The 20,539-nt window shown below is 57.0% G+C and carries 16 protein-coding genes and 2 tRNA genes; 9 read left to right on the forward strand and 9 right to left on the reverse strand.

Translation table 11 applies throughout. From position 1 onward, the window contains the following. Positions 1-65: 65 nt before the first annotated feature. Both rssB and rssA read right to left on the reverse strand, forming a co-directional pair. The gene (gene rssB / locus KIF87_RS02365; protein ID WP_121424027.1) at positions 66-1,079 is read right to left on the reverse strand and encodes a two-component system response regulator RssB; all 1,014 of its coding nucleotides are present in this window, start codon (positions 1,077-1,079) and stop codon (positions 66-68) included. Positions 1,080-1,170: 91 nt separating this feature from the next. Beyond that, the gene (gene rssA, locus KIF87_RS02370; protein WP_202761666.1) at positions 1,171-2,073 is read right to left on the reverse strand and encodes a patatin-like phospholipase RssA; all 903 of its coding nucleotides are present in this window, start codon (positions 2,071-2,073) and stop codon (positions 1,171-1,173) included. A 114-nt stretch (positions 2,074-2,187) separates the two neighbouring features. On the opposite strand from rssA, the gene KIF87_RS02375 reads away from it, so the two are divergent. The 4 genes from KIF87_RS02375 to KIF87_RS02390 all read left to right on the forward strand — a co-directional run bounded on the left by KIF87_RS02375 (position 2,188) and on the right by KIF87_RS02390 (position 3,897). After that, positions 2,188-2,646, forward strand: a complete 459-nt coding sequence (locus KIF87_RS02375) for a YchJ family protein (protein WP_213327793.1) — start codon at positions 2,188-2,190, stop codon at positions 2,644-2,646. 46 nt (positions 2,647-2,692) lie between these two features. Further along, positions 2,693-3,535 (forward strand): formyltetrahydrofolate deformylase, encoded by an 843-nt coding sequence (gene purU / locus KIF87_RS02380; protein ID WP_193940688.1) that lies wholly within the window; start codon positions 2,693-2,695, stop codon positions 3,533-3,535. A gap of 157 nt (positions 3,536-3,692) precedes the next feature. Next, a tRNA-Tyr gene (locus KIF87_RS02385) sits at positions 3,693-3,777 on the forward strand. A 35-nt stretch (positions 3,778-3,812) separates the two neighbouring features. Further along, positions 3,813-3,897, forward strand: a tRNA-Tyr gene (locus KIF87_RS02390). A 96-nt stretch (positions 3,898-3,993) separates the two neighbouring features. Here KIF87_RS02390 and KIF87_RS02395 read toward each other — a convergent pair. Further along, positions 3,994-4,437, reverse strand: a complete 444-nt coding sequence (locus KIF87_RS02395; RefSeq protein ID WP_213327794.1) for an Lrp/AsnC family transcriptional regulator — start codon at positions 4,435-4,437, stop codon at positions 3,994-3,996. A 107-nt stretch (positions 4,438-4,544) separates the two neighbouring features. Here KIF87_RS02395 and KIF87_RS02400 point away from each other — a divergent pair, with 107 nt between their 5' ends. Then, positions 4,545-5,441, forward strand: a complete 897-nt coding sequence (locus KIF87_RS02400) for a DMT family transporter (RefSeq protein ID WP_213328015.1) — start codon at positions 4,545-4,547, stop codon at positions 5,439-5,441. Here KIF87_RS02400 and narI read toward each other — a convergent pair. The 5 genes from narI to KIF87_RS02425 form a co-directional block, all read right to left on the reverse strand. Continuing rightward, the gene (gene narI, locus KIF87_RS02405) at positions 5,438-6,115 is read right to left on the reverse strand and encodes a respiratory nitrate reductase subunit gamma (RefSeq protein WP_023312107.1); all 678 of its coding nucleotides are present in this window, start codon (positions 6,113-6,115) and stop codon (positions 5,438-5,440) included. The two genes, KIF87_RS02400 and narI, sit on opposite strands and share 4 nt — an antisense overlap. Then, positions 6,115-6,825 carry a nitrate reductase molybdenum cofactor assembly chaperone gene (gene narJ / locus KIF87_RS02410; RefSeq protein ID WP_032656683.1) on the reverse strand — a complete coding sequence of 237 codons (711 nt, stop codon included), beginning with the start codon at positions 6,823-6,825 and terminating at the stop codon, positions 6,115-6,117. Before narJ ends, narI begins: the two co-directional genes overlap by 1 nt. Then, positions 6,822-8,357, reverse strand: a complete 1,536-nt coding sequence (narH, locus tag KIF87_RS02415) for a nitrate reductase subunit beta (protein WP_023312109.1) — start codon at positions 8,355-8,357, stop codon at positions 6,822-6,824. The genes narJ and narH overlap by 4 nt, the downstream gene beginning before the upstream one ends. Further along, the gene (locus tag KIF87_RS02420) at positions 8,354-12,097 is read right to left on the reverse strand and encodes a nitrate reductase subunit alpha (RefSeq protein ID WP_213327795.1); all 3,744 of its coding nucleotides are present in this window, start codon (positions 12,095-12,097) and stop codon (positions 8,354-8,356) included. Before KIF87_RS02420 ends, narH begins: the two co-directional genes overlap by 4 nt. A 381-nt stretch (positions 12,098-12,478) precedes the next feature. Further along, on the reverse strand, positions 12,479-13,876 hold the full coding sequence (locus KIF87_RS02425; RefSeq protein ID WP_213327796.1) for a NarK family nitrate/nitrite MFS transporter: 1,398 nt from the start codon (positions 13,874-13,876) through the stop codon (positions 12,479-12,481). Positions 13,877-14,185: 309 nt separating this feature from the next. Here KIF87_RS02425 and narX point away from each other — a divergent pair, with 309 nt between their 5' ends. Further along, positions 14,186-15,982: a nitrate/nitrite two-component system sensor histidine kinase NarX gene (narX, locus tag KIF87_RS02430; protein ID WP_213327797.1), complete on the forward strand. Its 1,797-nt coding sequence runs from the start codon at positions 14,186-14,188 to the stop codon at positions 15,980-15,982. After that, positions 15,975-16,625: a two-component system response regulator NarL gene (gene narL / locus KIF87_RS02435; RefSeq protein ID WP_008499531.1), complete on the forward strand. Its 651-nt coding sequence runs from the start codon at positions 15,975-15,977 to the stop codon at positions 16,623-16,625. Before narX ends, narL begins: the two co-directional genes overlap by 8 nt. A gap of 3 nt (positions 16,626-16,628) precedes the next feature. On the opposite strand, the gene KIF87_RS02440 is transcribed toward narL, so the two are convergent. Further along, on the reverse strand, positions 16,629-18,035 hold the full coding sequence (locus tag KIF87_RS02440; protein WP_213327798.1) for a YchO/YchP family invasin: 1,407 nt from the start codon (positions 18,033-18,035) through the stop codon (positions 16,629-16,631). A gap of 177 nt (positions 18,036-18,212) precedes the next feature. On the opposite strand from KIF87_RS02440, the gene KIF87_RS02445 reads away from it, so the two are divergent. Together KIF87_RS02445 and KIF87_RS02450 are read left to right on the forward strand one after the other, a co-directional pair. Next, positions 18,213-18,566, forward strand: coding sequence for a DsrE/DsrF/TusD sulfur relay family protein (locus tag KIF87_RS02445; RefSeq protein WP_213327799.1), 354 nt, complete (start codon positions 18,213-18,215; stop codon positions 18,564-18,566). 106 nt (positions 18,567-18,672) lie between these two features. After that, on the forward strand, positions 18,673-20,457 hold the full coding sequence (locus KIF87_RS02450; RefSeq protein ID WP_213327800.1) for a methyl-accepting chemotaxis protein: 1,785 nt from the start codon (positions 18,673-18,675) through the stop codon (positions 20,455-20,457). Positions 20,458-20,539 lie beyond the last annotated feature (82 nt).

Here is a 20,539-nt window from a genome sequence, read left to right on the forward strand (position 1 = left end):
GGCAGCGATAGTAGCACTCCCCGCAAAACACAGGTAAAGCAATCTTAAAATTAAGATCCAATTGCTTATTCCGTGGACAACATTAAGCGTAGCCGTCCCCCGGCGCCCCAAATTTGGCACTGCCAGGAGGAACAGCGGTGGCTAATTTGATTAAGATACGCCGTTCCCAATGTCCCAAGCGGCACACCGTTACTTACCTGAATATGATGTTCACCGGTATTCAGTGAAGCGTTGAGACCTGCTGAAACGAGGATCAGATTCTTTAAACCGCTGTGGTAATAGCCGACCAGCAGCGGGAACTGTCCGGGCAAATTGGCCTGGCGAAAAAGCTGGTTTACCTGTTTGAGTAAACTGCCTAACTCCGGCAGCCGTTGTCCCTGATGCGATAACTGTTCCTGCAGCAAACCATTAAATAGCGCGCGTAGAAGTAACGCGGCTAATACACCATTATCCCCCGCCCGGGTGACATCCAGAGAATAAAACGCAAGGTCGGAATCAGACAGAGGCGCGATATCCAGCACCAGTCCTGGCTGGTCAGCCGCCACCAGCTGGCGATAATTTACGCGACAGTGTGAAATAGTTTGCTGTACGGGAGGCTGGAGTTCTTGCAACAGTTTCGCTGCGGCAGGAGGATTACTCACTAGGGCATCCCAGTCCTGGAAAAGACGCTCCTCTTCCTCTACCCGGGAATTAAACATATTGGGATAAAGACACGCTAAGACCGTTTCACGAAGCCGGTTCAGATCCTTGACCGGTTTAAGCAGAATATCCTGTACGCCAAGACGTAATGCTTTGGCGATATCCGCCATATTCTCTGTGGCAGAGATCACCAGAATCGGCGTCTGGTTGCCTTCGTTGCGCAGATGTTCAACCAGCTTCAGCCCGTTCATGCGCGGCATCGCGATGTCGCAAATCATCAAATCGGGCGTAATGCTGATCATTTTTTCCAGAGCGTCGATGCCATCTTCAGCCAGTGAAGTGATTGCTCCCAGCGAGGATAACCACGATTCCAGTAGCGATCGGAAAACGGGCTCGTCTTCAACAATCAAAATGTGTTTTCCGGCCAATGGCTGCGTCATGGTTCCTCCCCTGGCTGACAGTAACTAAATAGTGGCATGCTATCGGCACTATCGCCTGTCAGATTTTGCTGAAGTAATCAAAAAAAGGTGCTTAACGTGCTGCTTGCACAAAAGGCAACAACTCGTCCATTTTCTTTTCGACGGCTAACGAGCCCGCTGCGATGGCGGCCTCAGCCCGATGGAAATCAAGGGTAGATATTTGCGGACAGTAGGGTTGAATAAGAATATCTGGCGGGTCGCCTGCCATACGATTGCGCTTAAGGCGATTCTCCAGTACCTGGATTGACGTGGTCATGATTTCTATTGCCGTCGGCGCGGTAACCGAGCGACGTGCGGCCATACGCCCGATTCTTCCGCGCAGGCGCTCATGCCAGGCCAGTTTCTCGCCCTCGGCATCCTCGCTCTGGAGATTGACCGGCATGAGGTCCTGTTGCATCAGGTGAGCGTCGTGCTGCAGATCGACGGCAATCACGATGTCTGCCCCCATTGCACGGGTCAAAGAGATGGGGACCGGGTTCACGACACCACCGTCGACAAGCCAGTAGCCGTTGTGTGGGACAGGCGCCATGAGCCCCGGCATACTGCAGGAGGCACGCACGGCAAGGTGAATATCCCCTTCGGTCAGCCAGAGTTCGCGTCCCGTGCTGAGGTTCGTCGCGACGGCGCCGAAGGGCATCTGACAATCAGTGAAGTCTTCGAGAGGCATAACCTGGCGGAACTGGTTGAACACGCGTTCGCCGCGCAACAGCCCACCGCGCTGCCACGAGAGGTCCATCAGACGCAGCACGTCCCAGTAGCTGAAGGAGCGCACCCACGTCTCGAGTTCCGGAAGCTTCCCGCACGCGTAAGCGGAGCCGACAAGCGATCCTATTGAACACCCTGCGACAATATCAACGTCAATGCCCATCTTGTTTAAGGCATTAATTACGCCGATGTGTGACCATCCCCGGGCTGCACCTGAGCCCAGCGCCAGTCCAATTTTAACCTTTCTCATTAGTCCTGTTTTACTTCCCCTGGATTCCTGACATAGCGTCAACGCAATAGCTCAGTTAACATAGTGCTACCCGAAGCGTTTAACGCCTTTATTTTTTGTTCCAGGAAGAGAATCGTGTCTCAACTCTGCCCCTGTGGTAGCGCTCTGGAGTATAGCCTATGTTGCCAGCGATATCTGTCTGGCGATCAGGTTGCACCAGACCCGTCACACCTCATGCGTTCACGGTACACTGCTTTTGTGATCAAAGACGCAGACTACCTGATCAAAACCTGGCATCCCTCCTGCCACGCTGACGAATTCAGACAGGACATCGAAGCCGGGTTCGCGAACACGCAGTGGCTCGGCCTTACCGTCTATGAATCCGCAACAGGCAGTCATGCTGATGAAGGTTACGTCAGCTTTGTTGCCCGTTTTACCGAGAGTAATAAACCTGGTGCCATTATCGAGCGTTCCCGGTTCTTAAAGGAAAGCGGGCAGTGGTATTATATTGACGGAACGCGCCCACAATTTGGTCGTAACGATCCCTGCCCATGTGGTTCAGGTAAAAAATTTAAAAAGTGTTGCGGGCAGTAATGCCTGACAGCCCAGACTTCGCAAATACAAACAGGATTTCCCGGCGATGCAATCATTACAACGTAAAGTTCTGCGCACCATCTGTCCCGATCAAAAAGGGCTGATCGCACGAATTACCAACATTTGCTACAAACATGAACTGAATATCGTGCAGAACAACGAGTTCGTTGACCACCGTACCGGCCGCTTCTTTATGCGTACCGAGCTGGAAGGTATTTTCAACGACACCACCCTGCTTGCCGATCTGGACAGCGCGCTTCCTGAAGGTTCCGTGCGCGAACTAACCCCAGCAGGTCGGCGCCGCATCGTGATCCTGGTGACCAAAGAAGCACACTGCCTTGGCGACCTGTTGATGAAAGCAAACTACGGCGGTCTGGACGTTGAAATTGCTGCCGTTATTGGCAACCATGAGACGCTGCGCACGCTGGTTGAGCGTTTTGATATTCCGTTCGAGCTGGTGAGCCACGAAGGCCATACCCGTGAAGAACACGACGATCTGATGGCACAGGCCATTGAAGCGCATAGCCCGGACTACGTGGTGCTGGCGAAATACATGCGCGTGTTAACGCCATCCTTCGTGTCGCGTTTCCCGAACAAGATCATCAACATTCACCACTCGTTCCTGCCGGCCTTTATTGGTGCGCGTCCCTACCACCAGGCGTACGAACGTGGCGTGAAGATCATCGGTGCGACCGCGCACTACGTGAATGACAACCTGGACGAAGGTCCAATCATCATGCAGGACGTGATTCACGTGGATCACACCTACACTGCCGAGGACATGATGCGTGCGGGGCGTGACGTAGAGAAGAACGTATTGAGTCGTGCGCTGTATCAGGTGCTTGCGCAGCGGGTCTTCGTGTACGGCAACAGAACCATCATTCTTTAATCTTTCGGAAAATGAATTGATTAGCTTTGCGCCTTTACGGATAAAAAGCAGGCAAACAGCTTCATTTCCCTAAAGGAATGCTTTACAGGGGCGTCTCATTTGATATGATGCGCCCCGCTTCCAGCAGGAAGCAGGCCAGTTAAAAGCATTACCCCGTGGTGGGGTTCCCGAGCGGCCAAAGGGAGCAGACTGTAAATCTGCCGTCATCGACTTCGAAGGTTCGAATCCTTCCCCCACCACCATCTCTCAGCACGACATCAAAATTTGAATTACCCCTGGTGGGGTTCCCGAGCGGCCAAAGGGAGCAGACTGTAAATCTGCCGTCATCGACTTCGAAGGTTCGAATCCTTCCCCCACCACCATCACTTCCCGAATAATCCAAAAAAATCATTATAAAACTGAACTGAATCCGTCGTTGTAGGCCGGGTAAGGCGCAGCCGCCACCCGGCGACAGAAACCTACATCGGCGGCAAACGGCGATTCACCGGCGAGCTTTTCACAATCGACGTATTACACTGGGCATGCTCTGCCAGACCGTCCAGCAACGTATCCAGTTGCTCTATCGATCGCACCACCAGCCTAATAACAAAGCAATCTTCCCCGGTGACCTTGTCGCTCTCAATACACTCCGGCATCGCCTGAATGTACTTGTCCACCTTATGCAACAGCCCCGGCAAAGGCCGCACGCGCACCAGCGCCTGCAGCGTATACCCCAGCGCCACCAGATTCACCCGTGCGCCATACCCCTGAATCACACCGCGCTCTTCCAGCCTTTTCAGGCGCTCTGCCGTGCTGGGGGAAGTCAGACCGATGCGTCCGCTGAGCACCTTCAAAGACATGCGGGCATCCTCGACCAGGCAGGCTAAAATTTGTCGGTCGATATCATCGAGAAGGTATTCCATCGCTTTCACCTAATTTTAGAAAGCCATTAACGTATTCAACCTTATCTCACCTCTGTAAAACCCGACAGCAATTTTCGACAATAGCGTCACTAATCAGGAGGTGGATGATGCGTGATTTACATAAAGGCGTCTGGCAAATGAGCCTGGCGATGTTAATTTCCGGCTCTATCGGTGCGTTTGTTTTACTCAGCGGTCTGCCGGTGACGGAAGTGGTTTTCTGGCGCTGTCTTATCGGGGCAATAGCGCTTTTTATTTTTATCCGGGTAAGTCAAAAGCCCTTTAGTCCCCTCACCCGCACCACGCTGCTGCTGGCTATTCTCGGCGGCGTGGCATTAGTGGTGAACTGGCTGCTGCTCTTCGCAGCCTATGAGCGGATCTCCATTGGTCTTTCGACCGTGGTCTATAACACCCAGCCGTTTATGCTGGTCCTGATGGGAATGTTTTTAGGTGAACGCGTCAGCCTGGTGAAATGGGGCTGGCTGATCCTCGCCTTTGGCGGCGTGGTGATATTGCTCTCCAGCGAGCTGACCGGCGCGCATGGCAGTGAATGGCTCGCCGGAATCGGCCTGGCAATGGCTGCGGCTTTCTTCTATGCGGTCACGGCCATTATTGCCCGCAAACTCAGATCCGTTGCGCCGCAGCATATTGCCTTTATCCAGGTGCTGACGGGCGTCGTGATGCTTTTACCGTTTGCCAGCATGCCGTCATTTTCCGGTGATTTTCCCTGGCCGATCCTGCTGACGCTGGGCATCGTCCATACCGGCATTATGTACCAGCTGCTCTACAGCGCAATTCAGAAGCTGCCTACGCCTATAACCGGCTCCCTGTCGTTTATCTATCCGGTGGTGGCGATCGTTGTCGATAATCTGGTGTTCGGACACTCGCTGAACCTGACGCAGCTCGGGGGCGGCGCGCTGATCCTGTTTGCTGCAGCGGGCAACAACCTGGGCTGGGGCGAAAAAAAACCCCGCGAGTGCGGGGTGAGTGTCAAAACGGTGAATTAGCGACGGGCGCGCACAATCTGGTATTTGCGCGTCAGGTACTCTACCGGCGCGCTCCAGATATGCACCAGACGAGAGAACGGGAACAGCACAAACAGCGTCATCCCCAGCACCAGGTGAACGCGGAAGATAAACGCCACGCCGTCCAGGTGCGCGGAGGCTCCGCCGTGGAAGGTCACCACGGACTGCGCCCAGCCGACCAGCTTCATCATTTCGCTGCCGTCCATATGCTGCGCCGAGAACGGAATGGTCAGCAGGCCCAGCGCGCACTGCACCATCAGCAGGGAGAGGATCAGGATGTCCGCTGCGGTAGTGGTCGCACGCACGCGCGGGCTGAACAGACGGCGTTTCAGCAGCAGCAGGCCACCGACCAGGGTCATCACGCCGCAGGCACCGCCGGCGATCATCGCCATCTTCTGCTTCACCTCAATCGGTAGCCACGCTTCATACATCCAGTGCGGCGTCAGCATCCCCAGGAAGTGACCGGCAAAAATCCCCAGAATACCGATGTGGAACAGGTTAGAGCCCACATGCATCCCTTTACGATCCAGCATCTGGCTGGAGGCAGCACGCCAGGTGTACTGGCCGTAGTCGTAACGCAGCCAGCTTCCCACCAGGAACACGGTGCCCGCGATATACGGGTAAATGTCAAAGAAGAACATATTCAGGAAGTGCATTAGTGCCGTCCTCCGTTAGAGATATTCAAATATTGCGGGGCAACCGCGCCGGCAAAACGACGCTGGTGAGCGGAGATTTCAGACTCGCCGCAGTTCTGGTCAGCAAAGAATTTCACCTGCTCTTCTTCCCAGACCGCGTCCAGCGCTTGTGGCGTATCATCGCGGGCTTCATCCGCAATTTTCTCCGCCACTTTTTCACTGTCGACCGCGGCGTTGGCCAGCTTCACCAGCAGATCGAACAGCACCGCATAGCGGCTCTCGCGCTGCTGAAGACGCGCGCCGAGCAGCGCCAGGATCGGCGCGATGTCCTGCAGACCGCCCAGCGCCTCTTCTTTCGGCAGCTGCGCCAGGTACTCCAGATACAGCGGCAGATGATCCGGCAGCTCGCGGCTGTCGAGCTGCAGGCCGTGCTGTTCATACTGGGCCATCAGGTCCACCATCGCCTGACCGCGATCGCGGGACTCACCGTGTACGTGTTCAAACAGCAGCAGCGAGGTCGCACGACCACGGTCAAACAGCTGGCTGTAGTCCGACTGGGCATCCAGAAGGTCGCGCGCGAGCAGATCGCGGAGGAAGACGCCCAGCTTCTGGGCATCGTCTTTATCCAGGTTTTCAGATGACGCGAGTGCATCAAAGAGTTCCTGCTGATGCTGCGCAAGCGCAGCATCCGGGTACTCGAGCAGACGCGAAACAATGACGAGTTCAATCATTGGTGCGGCTCCGTTTTGCTGGTCACATCCATGGCATCGATGCGGCGGCTGTTGAACAGATTGAATTTGCTGTCTGACCCGTGGCAACCGTCGCCAAAGGTAAAGCCACAGCCATTTTTTTCCGGGAAGGCTTCGCGGGCCAGTTCACGGTGGCTGCTCGGCACCACGAAACGGTCTTCGTAGTTGGCAATCGCCAGATAGCGGTACATTTCCTGCGCCTGCGCTTCGGTCAGGCCGACCTCTTCCAGCGCGCGGGTATCGGTAACACCGTCTACGGTTTCCGCACGTTTGAAGTGACGCATCGCCAGCATACGCTTCAGCGCGAGCAGGACCGGCTGGGTGTCCCCTGCGGTCAGCAGGTTAGCCAGATACTGAACCGGGATACGCAGGCTTTCCACGTCCGGCAGGATGCCGTTGCTGCCCAGTTCGCCCGCGTCAGCGGCAGACTGAATCGGCGACAGCGGCGGCACGTACCAGACCATCGGCAGGGTACGGTATTCCGGGTGCAGCGGCAGCGCCAGCTTCCAGTCCATCGCCATTTTGTACACCGGAGACTGCTGCGCCGCGTCGATGACGCTCTGCGGCACGCCGTCTTTCAGCGCCTGCTCAATCACCTTCGGATCGTTTGGATCGAGGAAGACGTCCAGCTGACGCTGATACAGATCTTTCTCGTGCTCGGTGCTCGCGGCATTTTCAATCGCGTCCGCGTCATACAGCAGCACGCCGAGGTAGCGAATACGGCCTACGCAGCTTTCGGAGCAGACGGTTGGCATCCCGGCTTCGATACGCGGGTAGCAGAAGATGCACTTCTCAGACTTGCCGCTCTTCCAGTTGAAGTAGATTTTTTTGTACGGGCAGCCGGTGATACACATACGCCAGCCGCGGCACTTGTCCTGGTCGATCAGCACGATGCCGTCTTCTTCACGCTTGTAGATGGCGCCGCTTGGGCAGGTCGCCACGCACGCCGGGTTGAGGCAGTGCTCGCACAGGCGCGGCAGATACATCATGAAGGTATTTTCGAACTGGCCGTACATCGCCTTCTGCATGTTCTCGAAGTTCTGGTCTTTGGCGCGTTTCTCGAACTCGCCGCCCAGAATCTCTTCCCAGTTTGGACCGCTGGTTATTTTGTCCATGCGCTGACCGGTGATCAGCGAGCGAGGACGGGCGATCGGCTGGTGTTTGCTTTCCGGCGCGTTGTGCAGGTTCTGGTAGTCGTAGTCAAACGGCTCGTAGTAATCGTCGATGCCCGGCAGGTGCGGGTTAGCGAAAATTTTACCCAGCAGCATCGCGCGGTTACCCATGCGCGGCTGCAGCTTGCCGTTGATTTTACGGATCCAGCCGCCCTTCCACTTCTCCTGGTTTTCCCAGTCGGTCGGGAAGCCGGTGCCCGGCTTGCTTTCCACGTTGTTGAACCAGGCGTACTCCATACCTTCACGGCTGGTCCAGACGTTTTTACAGGTGACCGAGCAGGTATGACAGCCGATGCATTTATCCAGATTCAGCACCATGCCGACTTGTGAACGAATTTTCATTTTACGCTCTCCTGTACCTGGTCATTACCTTCGCCGTCTAACCAGTTAATGTTCTTCATCTTACGTACCACCACGAACTCATCGCGGTTCGATCCTACGGTGCCGTAGTAGTTAAAGCCGTAGGCCAGCTGCGCATAGCCGCCGATCATGTGGGTCGGCTTCGGCGTAATGCGGGTCACGGAGTTGTGGATCCCGCCGCGCTGCTCGGTAATTTCTGACCCCGGCAGGTTAACGATACGTTCCTGCGCGTGATACATCATGGTCATCCCGGCCGGTACGCGCTGGCTCACCACCGCACGCGCCGTCAGGGCACCGTTGCTGTTGAACACTTCGATCCAGTCGTTATCTTCAATACCCAGATCTTTGGCGTCCGCTTCGCTCATCCAGACAATCGGACCGCCGCGCGACAGGGTCAGCATCAGCAGGTTGTCGCTGTAGGTGGAGTGAATACCCCATTTCTGATGCGGCGTCAGGAAGTTCAGCGCCTTCTCAGGGTTACCGTTCGATTTAGCTCCCATCACGGACTTCACGGAGCGGGTGTCGATTGGCGGACGGTAGACCAGCAGGCTTTCACCGAAGTCGCGCATCCACTGGTGATCCTGATACAGCGACTGACGACCGGACAGGGTGCGCCATGGGATCAGCTCGTGAACGTTGGTGTAGCCCGCGTTATAAGACACGTGCTCATCTTCCAGGCCTGACCAGGTCGGGCTGGAGATAATCTTGCGCGGCTGCGCCTGAATATCGCGGAAGCGGATTTTCTCTTCCTCTTTATTCGTCGCCAGATGCGTATGGTCACGGCCGGTGAACTCGCTCAGCGCTGCCCAGGCTTTCACGGCAACGTGGCCGTTGGTTTCCGGGGCCAGGGTTAGGATCATCTCTGCCGCATCAATCGCCGTGTTCAGCATTGGCTGGCCTTTCGCCGGACCGTCCGCTTTGGTGTAGTTGAGCTTGCGCAGCAGATCCATTTCGCTCTGGGTATTCCAGGCGATCCCTTTCCCGCCGTTACCGATTTTCTCCATCAGCGGGCCGATAGAGGTAAAGCGCTCGTAGGTTGCCGGGTAGTCGCGTTCAACCGGAATAATGTGCGGCGCGGTCACGCCCGGGATCAGGTCGCATTCGCCTTTTTTCCAGTCCTTCACGTCCAGCGGCTGCGCCAGTTCGGCGGCGGAGTCGTGCTGGATTGGCAGCGTCACCACGTCGGTCTCTTTACCCAGGTGACCTACGCAAACTTCGGAGAATTTCTTCGCGATGTCTTTGTAGATATCCCAGTCGCTTTTCGATTCCCACGCCGGGTCAACGGCCGCAGACAGCGGATGAATAAACGGATGCATATCCGAGGTATTCATGTCGTCTTTTTCGTACCAGGTCGCGGTTGGCAGCACGATGTCGGAGTACAGGCAGGTGCTGGATAGACGGAAGTCGAGCGTCACCACCAGATCCAGCTTGCCGTCGAGACCGTTATCTTTCCACTCCACCTCTTCCGGCTTGACGCCGCCCTGCTTGCCGAGATCTTTCCCCTGGATACCGTTTTCGGTACCGAGCAGGTATTTCAGCATGTACTCGTGGCCTTTACCGGACGAGCCCAGCAGGTTGGAGCGCCAGATGAACAGGTTACGCGGGTGGTTTTTACCGTTCTCCGGCTGTTCTGCCGCAAAGCGGATAGAGCCATCCTTCAGGGATTTCACGGTGTAATCCACCGGCGACATGCCCACCTTCTTCGCCGCTTCCGCAATGCGCAGCGGATTAGTGCCCAGCTGCGGCGCAGACGGCAGCCAGCCCATGCGTTCAGCACGCACGTTGAAGTCAATCAGGTGGCCGCTGTAGCGGGATTTATCCGCCATCGGCGACAGCAGCTCCTGCGCGGTGACCGTTTCGTAGCGCCACTGGCTGGAGTGGTTATAGAAGTAGGAGGTACTGTTCATGTGACGTGCCGGACGCTGCCAGTCGAGGGCAAACGCCAGCGGCTGCCAGCCGGTCTGCGGACGCAGTTTTTCCTGGCCCACGTAGTGCGCCCAGCCGCCGCCGCTCTGACCGACGCAGCCGCAGAAGATCAGCATGTTGATCAGTCCGCGATAGTTCATATCGAGGTGATACCAGTGGTTCAGACCCGCACCGACGATGATCATCGAACGGCCGTGCGTTTTGTCCGCGTTTTCTGCGAACTCACGTGCGATACGGGTAATGTGCGCGCGAGGCACGCCGGTGATCTGTTCCGCCCAGGCAGGGGTGTAGGCTTTCACGTCGTCATAGCCGGTTGCACAGTTTTCATCGCCCAGACCGCGTTCCAGACCGTAGTTCGCCATGGTCAGGTCATAAACGGTGGTGACCAGTGCGGTTGAGCCGTCGGCCAGCTGCAGGCGTTTAACCGGCAGCTTATGCATCAGAACGTTCTGCAGCTCAACCTTGTTGAAGTGCTCTGAACCTTCACCGCCGAAGTACGGGAATCCGACTTCAGCGATCTCGTCCTGGCTGCCCAGCATGCTCAGGCGCAGCTCCGTCTCTTCGCCGGTGGTGCCGTTGCGTTGCTCAAGGTTCCACTTGCCCTTCTCGCCCCAGCGGAAGCCGATAGAGCCGTTTGGCGCCACCAGCTCGCCGTTGCTGTTATACGCAACGGTTTTCCACTCAGGGTTATTTTCCTGACCCAGCGAATCCACCAGATCGGCGGCGCGCAGCGTACGACCAGCGGCATAGTAGCCCTCACGCTCTTCCAGCATGACCAGCATCGGCATGTCGGTGTAGCGACGAACGTAGTCGGTGAAGTACTGGCTTGGCTTATCAAGATGGAATTCACGCAGCATGACGTGGCCCATCGCCATCGCCATCGCGGCATCGGTACCCTGTTTCGGCGCCAGCCACAGATCGCAAAGCTTGGCGATTTCCGCGTAGTCAGGGGTCACCGCCACGGTTTTGGTGCCTTTGTAACGGACTTCAGTAAAGAAGTGCGCGTCCGGCGTACGCGTCTGAGGAACGTTAGAGCCCCAGGCGATGATGTAGCTGGAGTTATACCAGTCCGCGGATTCCGGCACGTCGGTCTGCTCGCCCCAGGTCTGCGGAGACGCAGGCGGCAGGTCGCAGTACCAGTCGTAGAAGCTCAGGCAGGTCCCGCCGATAAGCGACAGATAGCGCGCCCCGGAGGCGTAAGAGACCATCGACATCGCCGGGATTGGCGAGAAGCCCGCCACGCGGTCAGGACCGTAGGTTTTGACGGTGTAGACGTTGGAGGCGGCAATCAGCTCGTTCACTTCTTTCCATGAGGAGCGAACGAAACCACCGCGACCGCGAGCCTGCTTGAAGCTTTTTGCTTTGTCCGCGTCTTCGATGATGGATGCCCAGGCATCCACCGGATCGCTGTGCTGCACTTTCGCTTCACGCCACATCTTCATCAGGCGCTTGCGCATCAGAGGGTATTTCAGACGGTTAGCGCTGTAGAGATACCAGGAGTAGCTGGCGCCACGCGGGCAGCCGCGCGGTTCGTGGTTTGGCATATCCGGGCGGGTGCGCGGATAGTCGGTCTGCTGCATTTCCCAGGTCACCAGACCGTTTTTAACGAAAATCTTCCAGCTGCATGAGCCAGTACAGTTCACGCCGTGGGTCGAACGGACGACTTTGTCATGCTGCCAGCGCTGACGGTAACCGTCTTCCCAGTCCCGGTTGGTATCCAGAACCTGGCCGTGCCCATCGGCAAAAGTTTCACCCTTCTGTTTGAAGTAGCGAAACCGGTCCAAAAATTTGCTCATCGGGTATCTCCTGTGTGGAGCCTGTGGCTCTCTAAATCGACATTGCTGATTTGCAGCGAAGGTAACGCCCTGAAAGAGGGGGAGAATTGATAACGATCAAGACGAGGAGGGACTTTCAGGCGAGGGGTTATACCGAATACCACCAAAGCGGTATCTTTAAAAAAATCCTATCAATATGAAATATATAGTTATTTTTATTTTATCGTACAAAAAGCCAGCCAAAATTTAACATCTCAGGTATTAAGGGGTAGACCCACCTGCAAAGCGATGGCGATCGCAGTGTCACCGCAGGTGTCTGCCGTAAAAGCCGTAAGTATGTTGTAACTATTATTCAGGCCAAAAAAAACGCGGCCCGAAGGCCGCGTAAACGGATAATCACACTTACTTATTTTTCTTGGTATTTCGGCCATATACCAGCCACGTAATCACAACGCAGGCGATATAGAAGACGAGGAAGACTTTCATAGCGCCGGCCGGTGAGCCGGTCAGGTCCAGAGAGATACCAAACGCTTTCGGGATAAAGAAGCCGCCAATCGCACCGATGGCAGAGATAAAGCCCAGCGCCGCAGCCGTATCCGTCGCCGCTTCGCGCATCGCCTGCTCTTCGCTCCCTCCCTGCGCCTTCACGCGATCCATCGTCAGCTTACGGAAGATCACGGAGATCATCTGGAAGGTAGACGCACTCCCCAGCCCGGCCGTCAGGAACAGCACCATAAACACGCCGAAGAAGGCGATGAAGTTACCGCCCTGTCCGTCGACGGGCAGCGTGAGGAACAGCAGCGCGCAGAAGATTGCCATCACGACGAAGTTAACCAGCGTCACGCGGGTGCCGCCAAGACGGTCAGACACCATGCCGCCCAGCGAACGTGCCAGGGCACCAATAAACGGCCCGAAGAAGGCAAAGTGCAGGATCTGAATCTCCGGGAACTGCGTTTTCGACAGCATTGCGAAGCCCGCAGAGAAGCCGATAAACGAGCCGAAAGTGGCCAGATACAGCAGCGCCATCACCCAGAGGTGTCCACGCTTCAGCACCGGCAGCTGTTCGCTCAGCGACGCCTTCGACGCGGACAGGTCATTCATAAAGAACCAGGCTGCGAGGGTGAAGATCACCAGGAAAGGTACCCAGATCCAGGCGGCGTTTTGCAGATAGAGGGAAGAACCATCCGCCTGCTCAACGCCACCGCCGCCAAAGGCCGCAAAAATGGAGACCGAGATCGCCAGCGGGGCAATGAGCTGCATCACGCTGACGCCCATGTTCCCCAGACCGCCGTTAATGCCCAGCGCGCCGCCCTGCTTCGCTTTCGGGAAGAAGAAGCTGATGTTCGCCATGCTGGAGGCGAAGTTCGCGCCCGCAAAACCGCACAGCAGGGAGATAATCACGAATACGCTAAACGGCGTAGAGGTATCCTGCACCGCGAAGCCGAGCCAGACGCAGGGGACGATCATGATGCCCGTACTGAACGCCGTCCAGCGACGACCGCCAAATACCGGCACCATAAACGCGTAAGGTACACGCAGCAGCGCGCCTGACAGCGACGGCAGCGCGGTCAGCATGAACAGCTGATCGGTCGTAAACGTAAAACCAACTTTTGGCAGATTGACCGCCACCGCGCTAAACAACATCCATACGCAAAACGCTAATAACAAACAGGGCACGGAAATCCATAGATTCCGGCTTGCTACACGATGGCCGCGCTGTTGCCAGAACGCCGGATCCTCTGGACGCCAGTCTGTAATAACGGCACCATTTTCCCTTTCGGGAGCGGATGAGTGACTCATAGACACCTCTGATTCTCGAATGATGCTGCAAACATTAGGGTTTTAGGGCGGCGGTAAGTTGATATAAATCAAAGGAAAAGTGGGAGGATTTGCGGCGCAAAATAAGGCCTCACCCTTAGTGAGTAGGCTAATTCGGTAAAAAAGACGTGGTTTTTCACGGGACTGACGGTTCCTGGCTACCCCCACCTCCTTCCCTCTACTCCGTTGGCAATTTAGGGGTAATCCTTTATTGGTATGGGTATACTCCAGGGTATGCACCAGAATAGCGCCATTCCTGCAAGCAGGCTACGTCAGGAGCACGCCAACTCTATGTTAAAAAGATGTTTATCTCCGCTGACGCTCGTGAATCAGCTAGCCCTTATCGTTTTGCTGTCCACCGCCATCGGCGTGACCGGCATGGCGATCTCCGGCTGGCTGGTGCAGGGAGTACAGGGTAATGCGCATGCCATCAACGAGGCAGGCTCGCTACGCATGCAGAGTTATCGCCTGCTGGCATCGGTTCCCCTGACGCAGGACGATCGGCCCCTGATTGATGAAATGGAGCGCACGGTCTTCAGCCCCGAACTGGAAAACGCCGCCATCCGCGCCGGTCAGCAGTCCCAGCTTAACGCCCTTCAGGGCTACTGGCACGCCCAGCTGGAGCCCGGGCTGAAGCAGGCGCGCAGCACAGAAACCGTTGCGCAGGACGTGGCGGGGTTCGTCTCACGCATTGATGCGCTGGTCTCCTCTTTTGACCAAACCACCGAACTCCGCATCGACCGGGTGGTGATGGTGCACCGCGCAATGGCGCTGTTTATGGGTCTGCTGCTGATTTTCACCATCGTCTGGCTCCGCGCGCGGCTGCTGAACCCGTGGAAACAGCTGCTGGCAATGGCCCGCGCGGTCACCGCACGCGATTTTACCCAGCGCACGCACATCAGCGGGCGCAACGAGATGGCCATGCTCGGCCAGGCGCTCAACACCATGTCGGCAGAGCTCTCCGAGAGCTACGCGGTGCTGGAGCAGCGCGTTCAGGAAAAAACGGCCGGGCTGGAGCAGAAAAACGAGATCCTCTCCTTCCTGTGGCAGGCCAACCGTCGTCTGCACATGCAGGTGCCGCTATGCGAACGCCTTTCGCCGGTGCTGAACGGCCTGCAAAATCTGACCCTGCTGCACGACCTTGAGCTGCGGGTCTACGACGTTGAAGACGAAGATAACCATCAGGAATTTACCTGTCAGTCCGATATGTCCTGCGATGACAAAGGCTGCCATCTTTGCCCACGCGGCCTGCCGCCGCTGACGTCCGGCGGCACCACCCTGAAGTGGCGCCTGACCGACAGCCACACCCAGTACGGTATTCTGCTGGCAACGCTGCCGGCCGGGCGTCACCTGAGCCACGACCAGCAGCAGCTGGTTGATACGCTGGTCGAACAGCTCACGGCCACGCTGGCACTCGACAGGCATCAGGAAAAGCAGCAGCAGCTGATCGTCATGGAAGAGCGCGCGACTATTGCCCGCGAGCTTCACGACTCTATCGCCCAGTCGCTCTCCTGTATGAAAATGCAGGTGAGCTGCCTGCAGATGCAGGATGCGGAGATGCCGGAAAGCAATAAGCAGCTGCTCAGCCAGATCCGCAACGAGCTGAACACCTCCTGGATACAGCTTCGCGAGCTGCTGACCACCTTCCGTCTGCAGCTGACCGAGCCGGGCCTGCGCCCGGCGCTGGAAGCGAGCTGTCACGAATTTAGCGCCCGGCTGGGGTTCCCGGTGAAGCTGGACTACCAGCTGCCGCCGCGGTTTGTCCCCTCCCACCAGGCCATACATTTACTGCAGATTGCCCGTGAAGCGCTGAGCAACGTGCTCAAGCATTCCGGCGCGACGGCGGTAACTGTCACCGTTAGCCAGCACGGCAATCAGGTGAAGCTCACGGTTCACGACAACGGCCGCGGCGTGCCGGAAAATGCCGAACGCACTAACCACTATGGTTTAATTATTATGCGAGACCGCGCCCAAAGCCTGCGCGGTGATTGCCAGGTTCGCCGGAGAGAGACGGGCGGCACGGAAGTTGTCGTCACCTTTATTCCCGAGAAACCGCTTACAACTGCTCAAGGAGAAACCCATGACTAATCAGGAACCGGCATCCATCCTGTTGATCGACGACCATCCGATGCTGCGTACTGGCGTGAAACAGCTGGTCAGCATGGCACCCGATATCACCGTGGTTGGCGAAGCCAGCAACGGTGAACAGGGCATTGAGCTTGCCGAATCCCTCGATCCCGATCTGATCCTGCTCGATCTGAATATGCCCGGCATGAACGGTCTGGAAACCCTCGACAAGCTGCGGGAAAAATCGCTTTCCGGGCGCATCGTCGTCTTTAGCGTGTCAAACCATGAAGAGGATGTGGTCACGGCGCTAAAGCGCGGGGCGGATGGTTATCTGCTGAAGGATATGGAGCCGGAAGACTTGCTTAAGGCGCTGCAGCAGGCTGCGGCGGGCGAGATGGTTCTCAGCGAAGCCTTAACGCCGGTGCTGGCCGCCAGCCTGCGCGCCAATCGCGCCACCTCTGACCGTGACGTGAGTCAGTTAACCCCGCGCGAGCGCGATATTCTGAAGCTTATTGCTCAGGGGCTGCCGAACAAAATGATCGCCCGCCGCCTGGACATCACCGAAAGCACGGTCAAAGTGCACGTGAAGCATATGCTGAAGAAAATGAAGTTAAAATCCCGCGTTGAAGCCGCGGTGTGGGTGCACCAGGAACGTATTTTTTAAGGATTACTCCTCCGGCAGAAGCTTCCAGCGCGGGTCGTTGTCCGGCAATGCGACCAGCGGCTGCACGACGGTCAGCGCGATCTCATTGGACGAGACGCGCTGGCCTTTCTCATCTTCCACCACCGCCGACAGGTGCCAGCGGTTTGTCGCCCCTTCACGGTCATCCCAGGCAGGCATAATCACGCTCCAGCCGTCGCTGCTGTTGCTTTTAGCCGGCGACGTGAGGCTCAATGCCTGCGTATCCCCCTGCCAGTGGATCTGACGAATGCCGTTCGCACTGCGAACCTGAAGCTTCAGCATGACGGTCTCGCCCCCTTTCAGATCCCACGGTGGCGTCGCCAGCCACACGGACAGCGTTTTACGCTGGCGGAACTCCATCACCGGCAGGCTATTGCGCTCCGGCGAGTCATAGCGGCTTCCGCGCAGGGAGCGCGTGGCGGCAACTTCACCAGCGGAAAGCTGCTTAACCAGCGGCACGCCAAAGCGATAGTTGAGCTTCAGTCCGAGGTTATTCTGGCTCGCGCCACTTTCTCCCTGCTTATGCGCGGCGGTCAAGGTGACCAGCGGAACGGGGGTATAGTTAAGCCCCAGATTCACCGCCACCGGATTGTGATAGCCGGTTCCGCTATTGAAGAGGTCGACGTTATCGCCAAAGTATTGCTCGAAGCTGACGCTGGTATTGAGATGATGGAACCACGGCAGCCAGGCTTTAGCGGTGACGTCATATCCGCGCGCCATGCGCTGCTCCTGGACGTCGGAGCGGTCGCGCCAGCCGGCAAAGGGCTGATAATAGTTGGCTGACAGGCGCAGATTTTCCCCCCACGCTTCCGCGCCCAGTCCGGCACGCTGCAGATTTTCATCCAGAAGGTTATCGTAAAACGTGTTGTAACCCAGCAGCCATTTCCCGGCGACCCAGCGCTGACCGATTCCTGCGTTACTCACCAGACCATCCGTCTGCTGGGTCAGGCCAAGCTGGCTCCAGCTCAGATAACGGCTGTTATCGTTCCAGGGAATAAACCAGCTCCCGCTGCTGCCGTTAAATTTGCCATCGTTATCTACCAGTAAGTTCACGCTGGCGTTCCCCCAGGGCGAAAGCCAGGATTCAATCTGCTGGTTCACTTCGCCGCTCACCGCGTCGCGCACCTGACCAAACGCAAACTGACGCGCCTGCTCGCCCGTTGTCAGGCCGTTATCGGTCATGCTTGCTTCACCGAAGGCTTTCGCCATTTCGGCCAGGTGCTTCTCCCCCTCGCCCGTTGGTGCCGCCATGCCGAGGTCAGGCAAACTATCCCCATTATTATCGAACGGATGTTGTGCCTGCTGGATAAAGGAATTCGGCGCACCGTGAACGGCTCCTGCCGTAAGAAGGGGGAGTAATAACAGCAAAAGAATGCGGGACGATACAGCCATCAACGTCGGGATTTGCGCCTGAGTTTTGTTAAAGACCCTCTTACCTTAACGTCATTGGGAAAGAATTGCAGCCTTACGGGACATTTCAGGAATATCCTGAAGTTTATTGTCGGCTGCAAGCAGCGTAAACTCGGTAAACCCTATATTATTCGTGCCTTTATAAGAACAGGAGTCAACATGCAAAAGATTGTGATCGTCGCCAACGGTGCGGCCTACGGCAGCGAATCCCTTTTTAACAGCCTGCGCCTGGCCATTGCGCTGCGTGAAAAAGAGAGCGACCTGGCGTTACGGCTCTTTTTAATGTCGGACGCGGTCACCGCGGGGCTGAAGGGTCAAAAACCGGCAGAGGGCTATAACATTCAGCAGATGCTGGAGATCCTGACCGCGCAAAACGTGCCGGTGAAGCTGTGCAAGACCTGCACCGACGGGCGCGGCATTACCTCGCTGCCGCTGATTGATGGCGTGGAAATCGGAACGCTGGTCGAGCTGGCGGAGTGGACCCTGACCGCCGATAAAGTATTAACTTTTTAATAATAAACTCGTAAAAATATTATTTTCTTATGGACGCGGTTTCAGCATCAAGTTTACCTGCGGGGTTGCCGATAGGCATGGAAACAACACAGCAGGTATTTCACTTATGTTCAGATCGATTCGTGCACGCATCATCGTTGCGACGGCAGGCTGTCTGGTCGTCGCCCTCCTCCTTAATACCGTAATCAACTTCCAGGTCACACGTCAGGATAACCAGCAGTCCCAGCGCGATATTCTGACCAGCACCAGCGCCAGCCATAACATGGCGATTGCCGACTGGGTAAAAAGCAAGATGACGGTGATTGCCTCCGCGCAGACCGTTGCGCTGAGCGACGATCCGGTTCCGGTGTTTAAACAGCTTGCGCAGGCGGGTGGATTCACCAACGTCTATGTTGGCTACGCCAGCAAAACGGCGAAATTCTCTGAACCGGCGGGCGTTCCGGCGGATTATGACCCGACCATTCGCCCGTGGTATCAGCAGGTGGTCAGCACGGACGGTCCGGTTGTCACCGCGCCCTACGTTGACGCGGGGACCGGTAAACTGGTGGTGACGTTTGCCGTGCCGGTGAAAGAAAATGGCACCCTGAAGGCGGTAGTGGCGGGCGATGTGGCCATGGACAGCGTGGTGGCTAACGTGCGCGGGATCCATCCAACCCCGGCCAGCAGCGGGTTGCTTCTGAACAGTGACGGCAGCGTGATTGCCGCTAACGATCCGGCCCTGACGCTCAAACCCTTTGCTGAGACGATCAAAGGCATTGATTTTGCTGCGCTGAAAAGCGGTACGCCGGTTGACGGAACGCTGAACGACGCTGAAAAAACCTTCGTGGCGACAGCCGTACCGGGCACTAACTGGCTGCTAGTCGTCGCGCTCGACAACGGTGACGCCACATCCGGCATGCGTTCCCTGCTTAAAGCATCAGCGATTTCGCTGGTGATCCTGGCACTCCTGAGCGCGGCAATTGTTCACTTCCTGATTGCCCGCCTGCTGAAGCGTCTGTCCGACATTCGCGACGCGATGCACAACATTGCCAACGGGACTAACGATCTGTCTCAGCGCCTGCCGGACAGCGGCGAGGACGAGGTCGCGCAGATTGCCCAGGCCTTTAACGCCTTCAGCGATAAGCTGTCGGTGGTGATGGTGCAGCTCCGGGATGCCAGTGAATCGGTGAAAAACGCGGCGCAGGAGATTGCCGCAGGTAACCAGGATCTTTCCGGACGCACCGAGCAGGCGGCATCCAGCCTGCGCGAGACGGCCAGCGCAGTAGAGCAGATCACCGCCTCCGTGACCCAGTCGAATGAATCGGCAGCAGAAGCCAACGATCAGGCGAGCAAAGCCTCTGCGGCCGCGGCGCGCGGCGGCGAGGTGGTATCGCAGGCGATCAGCACCATGCAGTCCATTGAAGTCGCGTCAGCAAAAATTGGCGATATCACCAGCGTGATTGACGGCATTGCTTTCCAGACCAACATTCTGGCGCTGAACGCCTCCGTCGAGGCGGCGCGTGCCGGTGAGCAGGGGCGCGGGTTTGCCGTCGTCGCAGGCGAAGTGCGTAACCTGGCGAGCCGCAGCGCCCAGGCGGCGAAAGAGATCAAATCGCTGATTGATTCCACCACCGACAGCGTGGCAACCGGCTCCCGCTACGTGCATCTGGCAGGGGAAAGCATGGATGAGATCCGCTCCAGCATCGGCAGCGTCTCCGGCATCATGCGCGAAATTTCCATCGCCACCAGCGAGCAGATGAAAGGCATTCATGAGATCAACCACGCGGTGACCCATCTCGACCGCATGGTGCAGCAGAACGCCGAGCTGGTGGTGGAATCCGCCGCCGCCGCGGGTGCCCTGCAGAGCCAGGCGTGCGACCTTGCTGAAACTGCCGGCCATTTCCGCATTTAATTTTATTCCGACGCGGGTTTACCGGGTAAAACCCGCGCCAGCTGAATGCTTTCAGGCATTTTGTCATTTTTGTTTAAACGTT

It is taken from the genome of Enterobacter sp. 120016, from assembly GCF_018383635.1.
Lineage (GTDB): Bacteria > Pseudomonadota > Gammaproteobacteria > Enterobacterales > Enterobacteriaceae > Enterobacter > Enterobacter asburiae_D.

Excerpts from the sequence above, each read along its gene's own strand:
- rssB (WP_121424027.1), bottom strand. The coding sequence starts at position 1,079 with ATGACGCAGCCATTGGCCGGAAAACACATTTTGATTGTTGAAGACGAG.
- rssA (WP_202761666.1), bottom strand. The coding sequence starts at position 2,073 with ATGAGAAAGGTTAAAATTGGACTGGCGCTGGGCTCAGGTGCAGCCCGG.
- purU (WP_193940688.1), top strand. The coding sequence starts at position 2,693 with ATGCAATCATTACAACGTAAAGTTCTGCGCACCATCTGTCCCGATCAA.
- KIF87_RS02395 (WP_213327794.1), bottom strand. The coding sequence starts at position 4,437 with ATGGAATACCTTCTCGATGATATCGACCGACAAATTTTAGCCTGCCTG.
- KIF87_RS02400 (WP_213328015.1), top strand. The coding sequence starts at position 4,545 with ATGCGTGATTTACATAAAGGCGTCTGGCAAATGAGCCTGGCGATGTTA.
- narI (WP_023312107.1), bottom strand. The coding sequence starts at position 6,115 with ATGCACTTCCTGAATATGTTCTTCTTTGACATTTACCCGTATATCGCG.
- narJ (WP_032656683.1), bottom strand. The coding sequence starts at position 6,825 with ATGATTGAACTCGTCATTGTTTCGCGTCTGCTCGAGTACCCGGATGCT.
- narH (WP_023312109.1), bottom strand. The coding sequence starts at position 8,357 with ATGAAAATTCGTTCACAAGTCGGCATGGTGCTGAATCTGGATAAATGC.
- KIF87_RS02420 (WP_213327795.1), bottom strand. The coding sequence starts at position 12,097 with ATGAGCAAATTTTTGGACCGGTTTCGCTACTTCAAACAGAAGGGTGAA.
- KIF87_RS02425 (WP_213327796.1), bottom strand. The coding sequence starts at position 13,876 with ATGAGTCACTCATCCGCTCCCGAAAGGGAAAATGGTGCCGTTATTACA.
- narX (WP_213327797.1), top strand. The coding sequence starts at position 14,186 with ATGTTAAAAAGATGTTTATCTCCGCTGACGCTCGTGAATCAGCTAGCC.
- narL (WP_008499531.1), top strand. The coding sequence starts at position 15,975 with ATGACTAATCAGGAACCGGCATCCATCCTGTTGATCGACGACCATCCG.
- KIF87_RS02440 (WP_213327798.1), bottom strand. The coding sequence starts at position 18,035 with ATGGCTGTATCGTCCCGCATTCTTTTGCTGTTATTACTCCCCCTTCTT.
- KIF87_RS02445 (WP_213327799.1), top strand. The coding sequence starts at position 18,213 with ATGCAAAAGATTGTGATCGTCGCCAACGGTGCGGCCTACGGCAGCGAA.
- KIF87_RS02450 (WP_213327800.1), top strand. The coding sequence starts at position 18,673 with ATGTTCAGATCGATTCGTGCACGCATCATCGTTGCGACGGCAGGCTGT.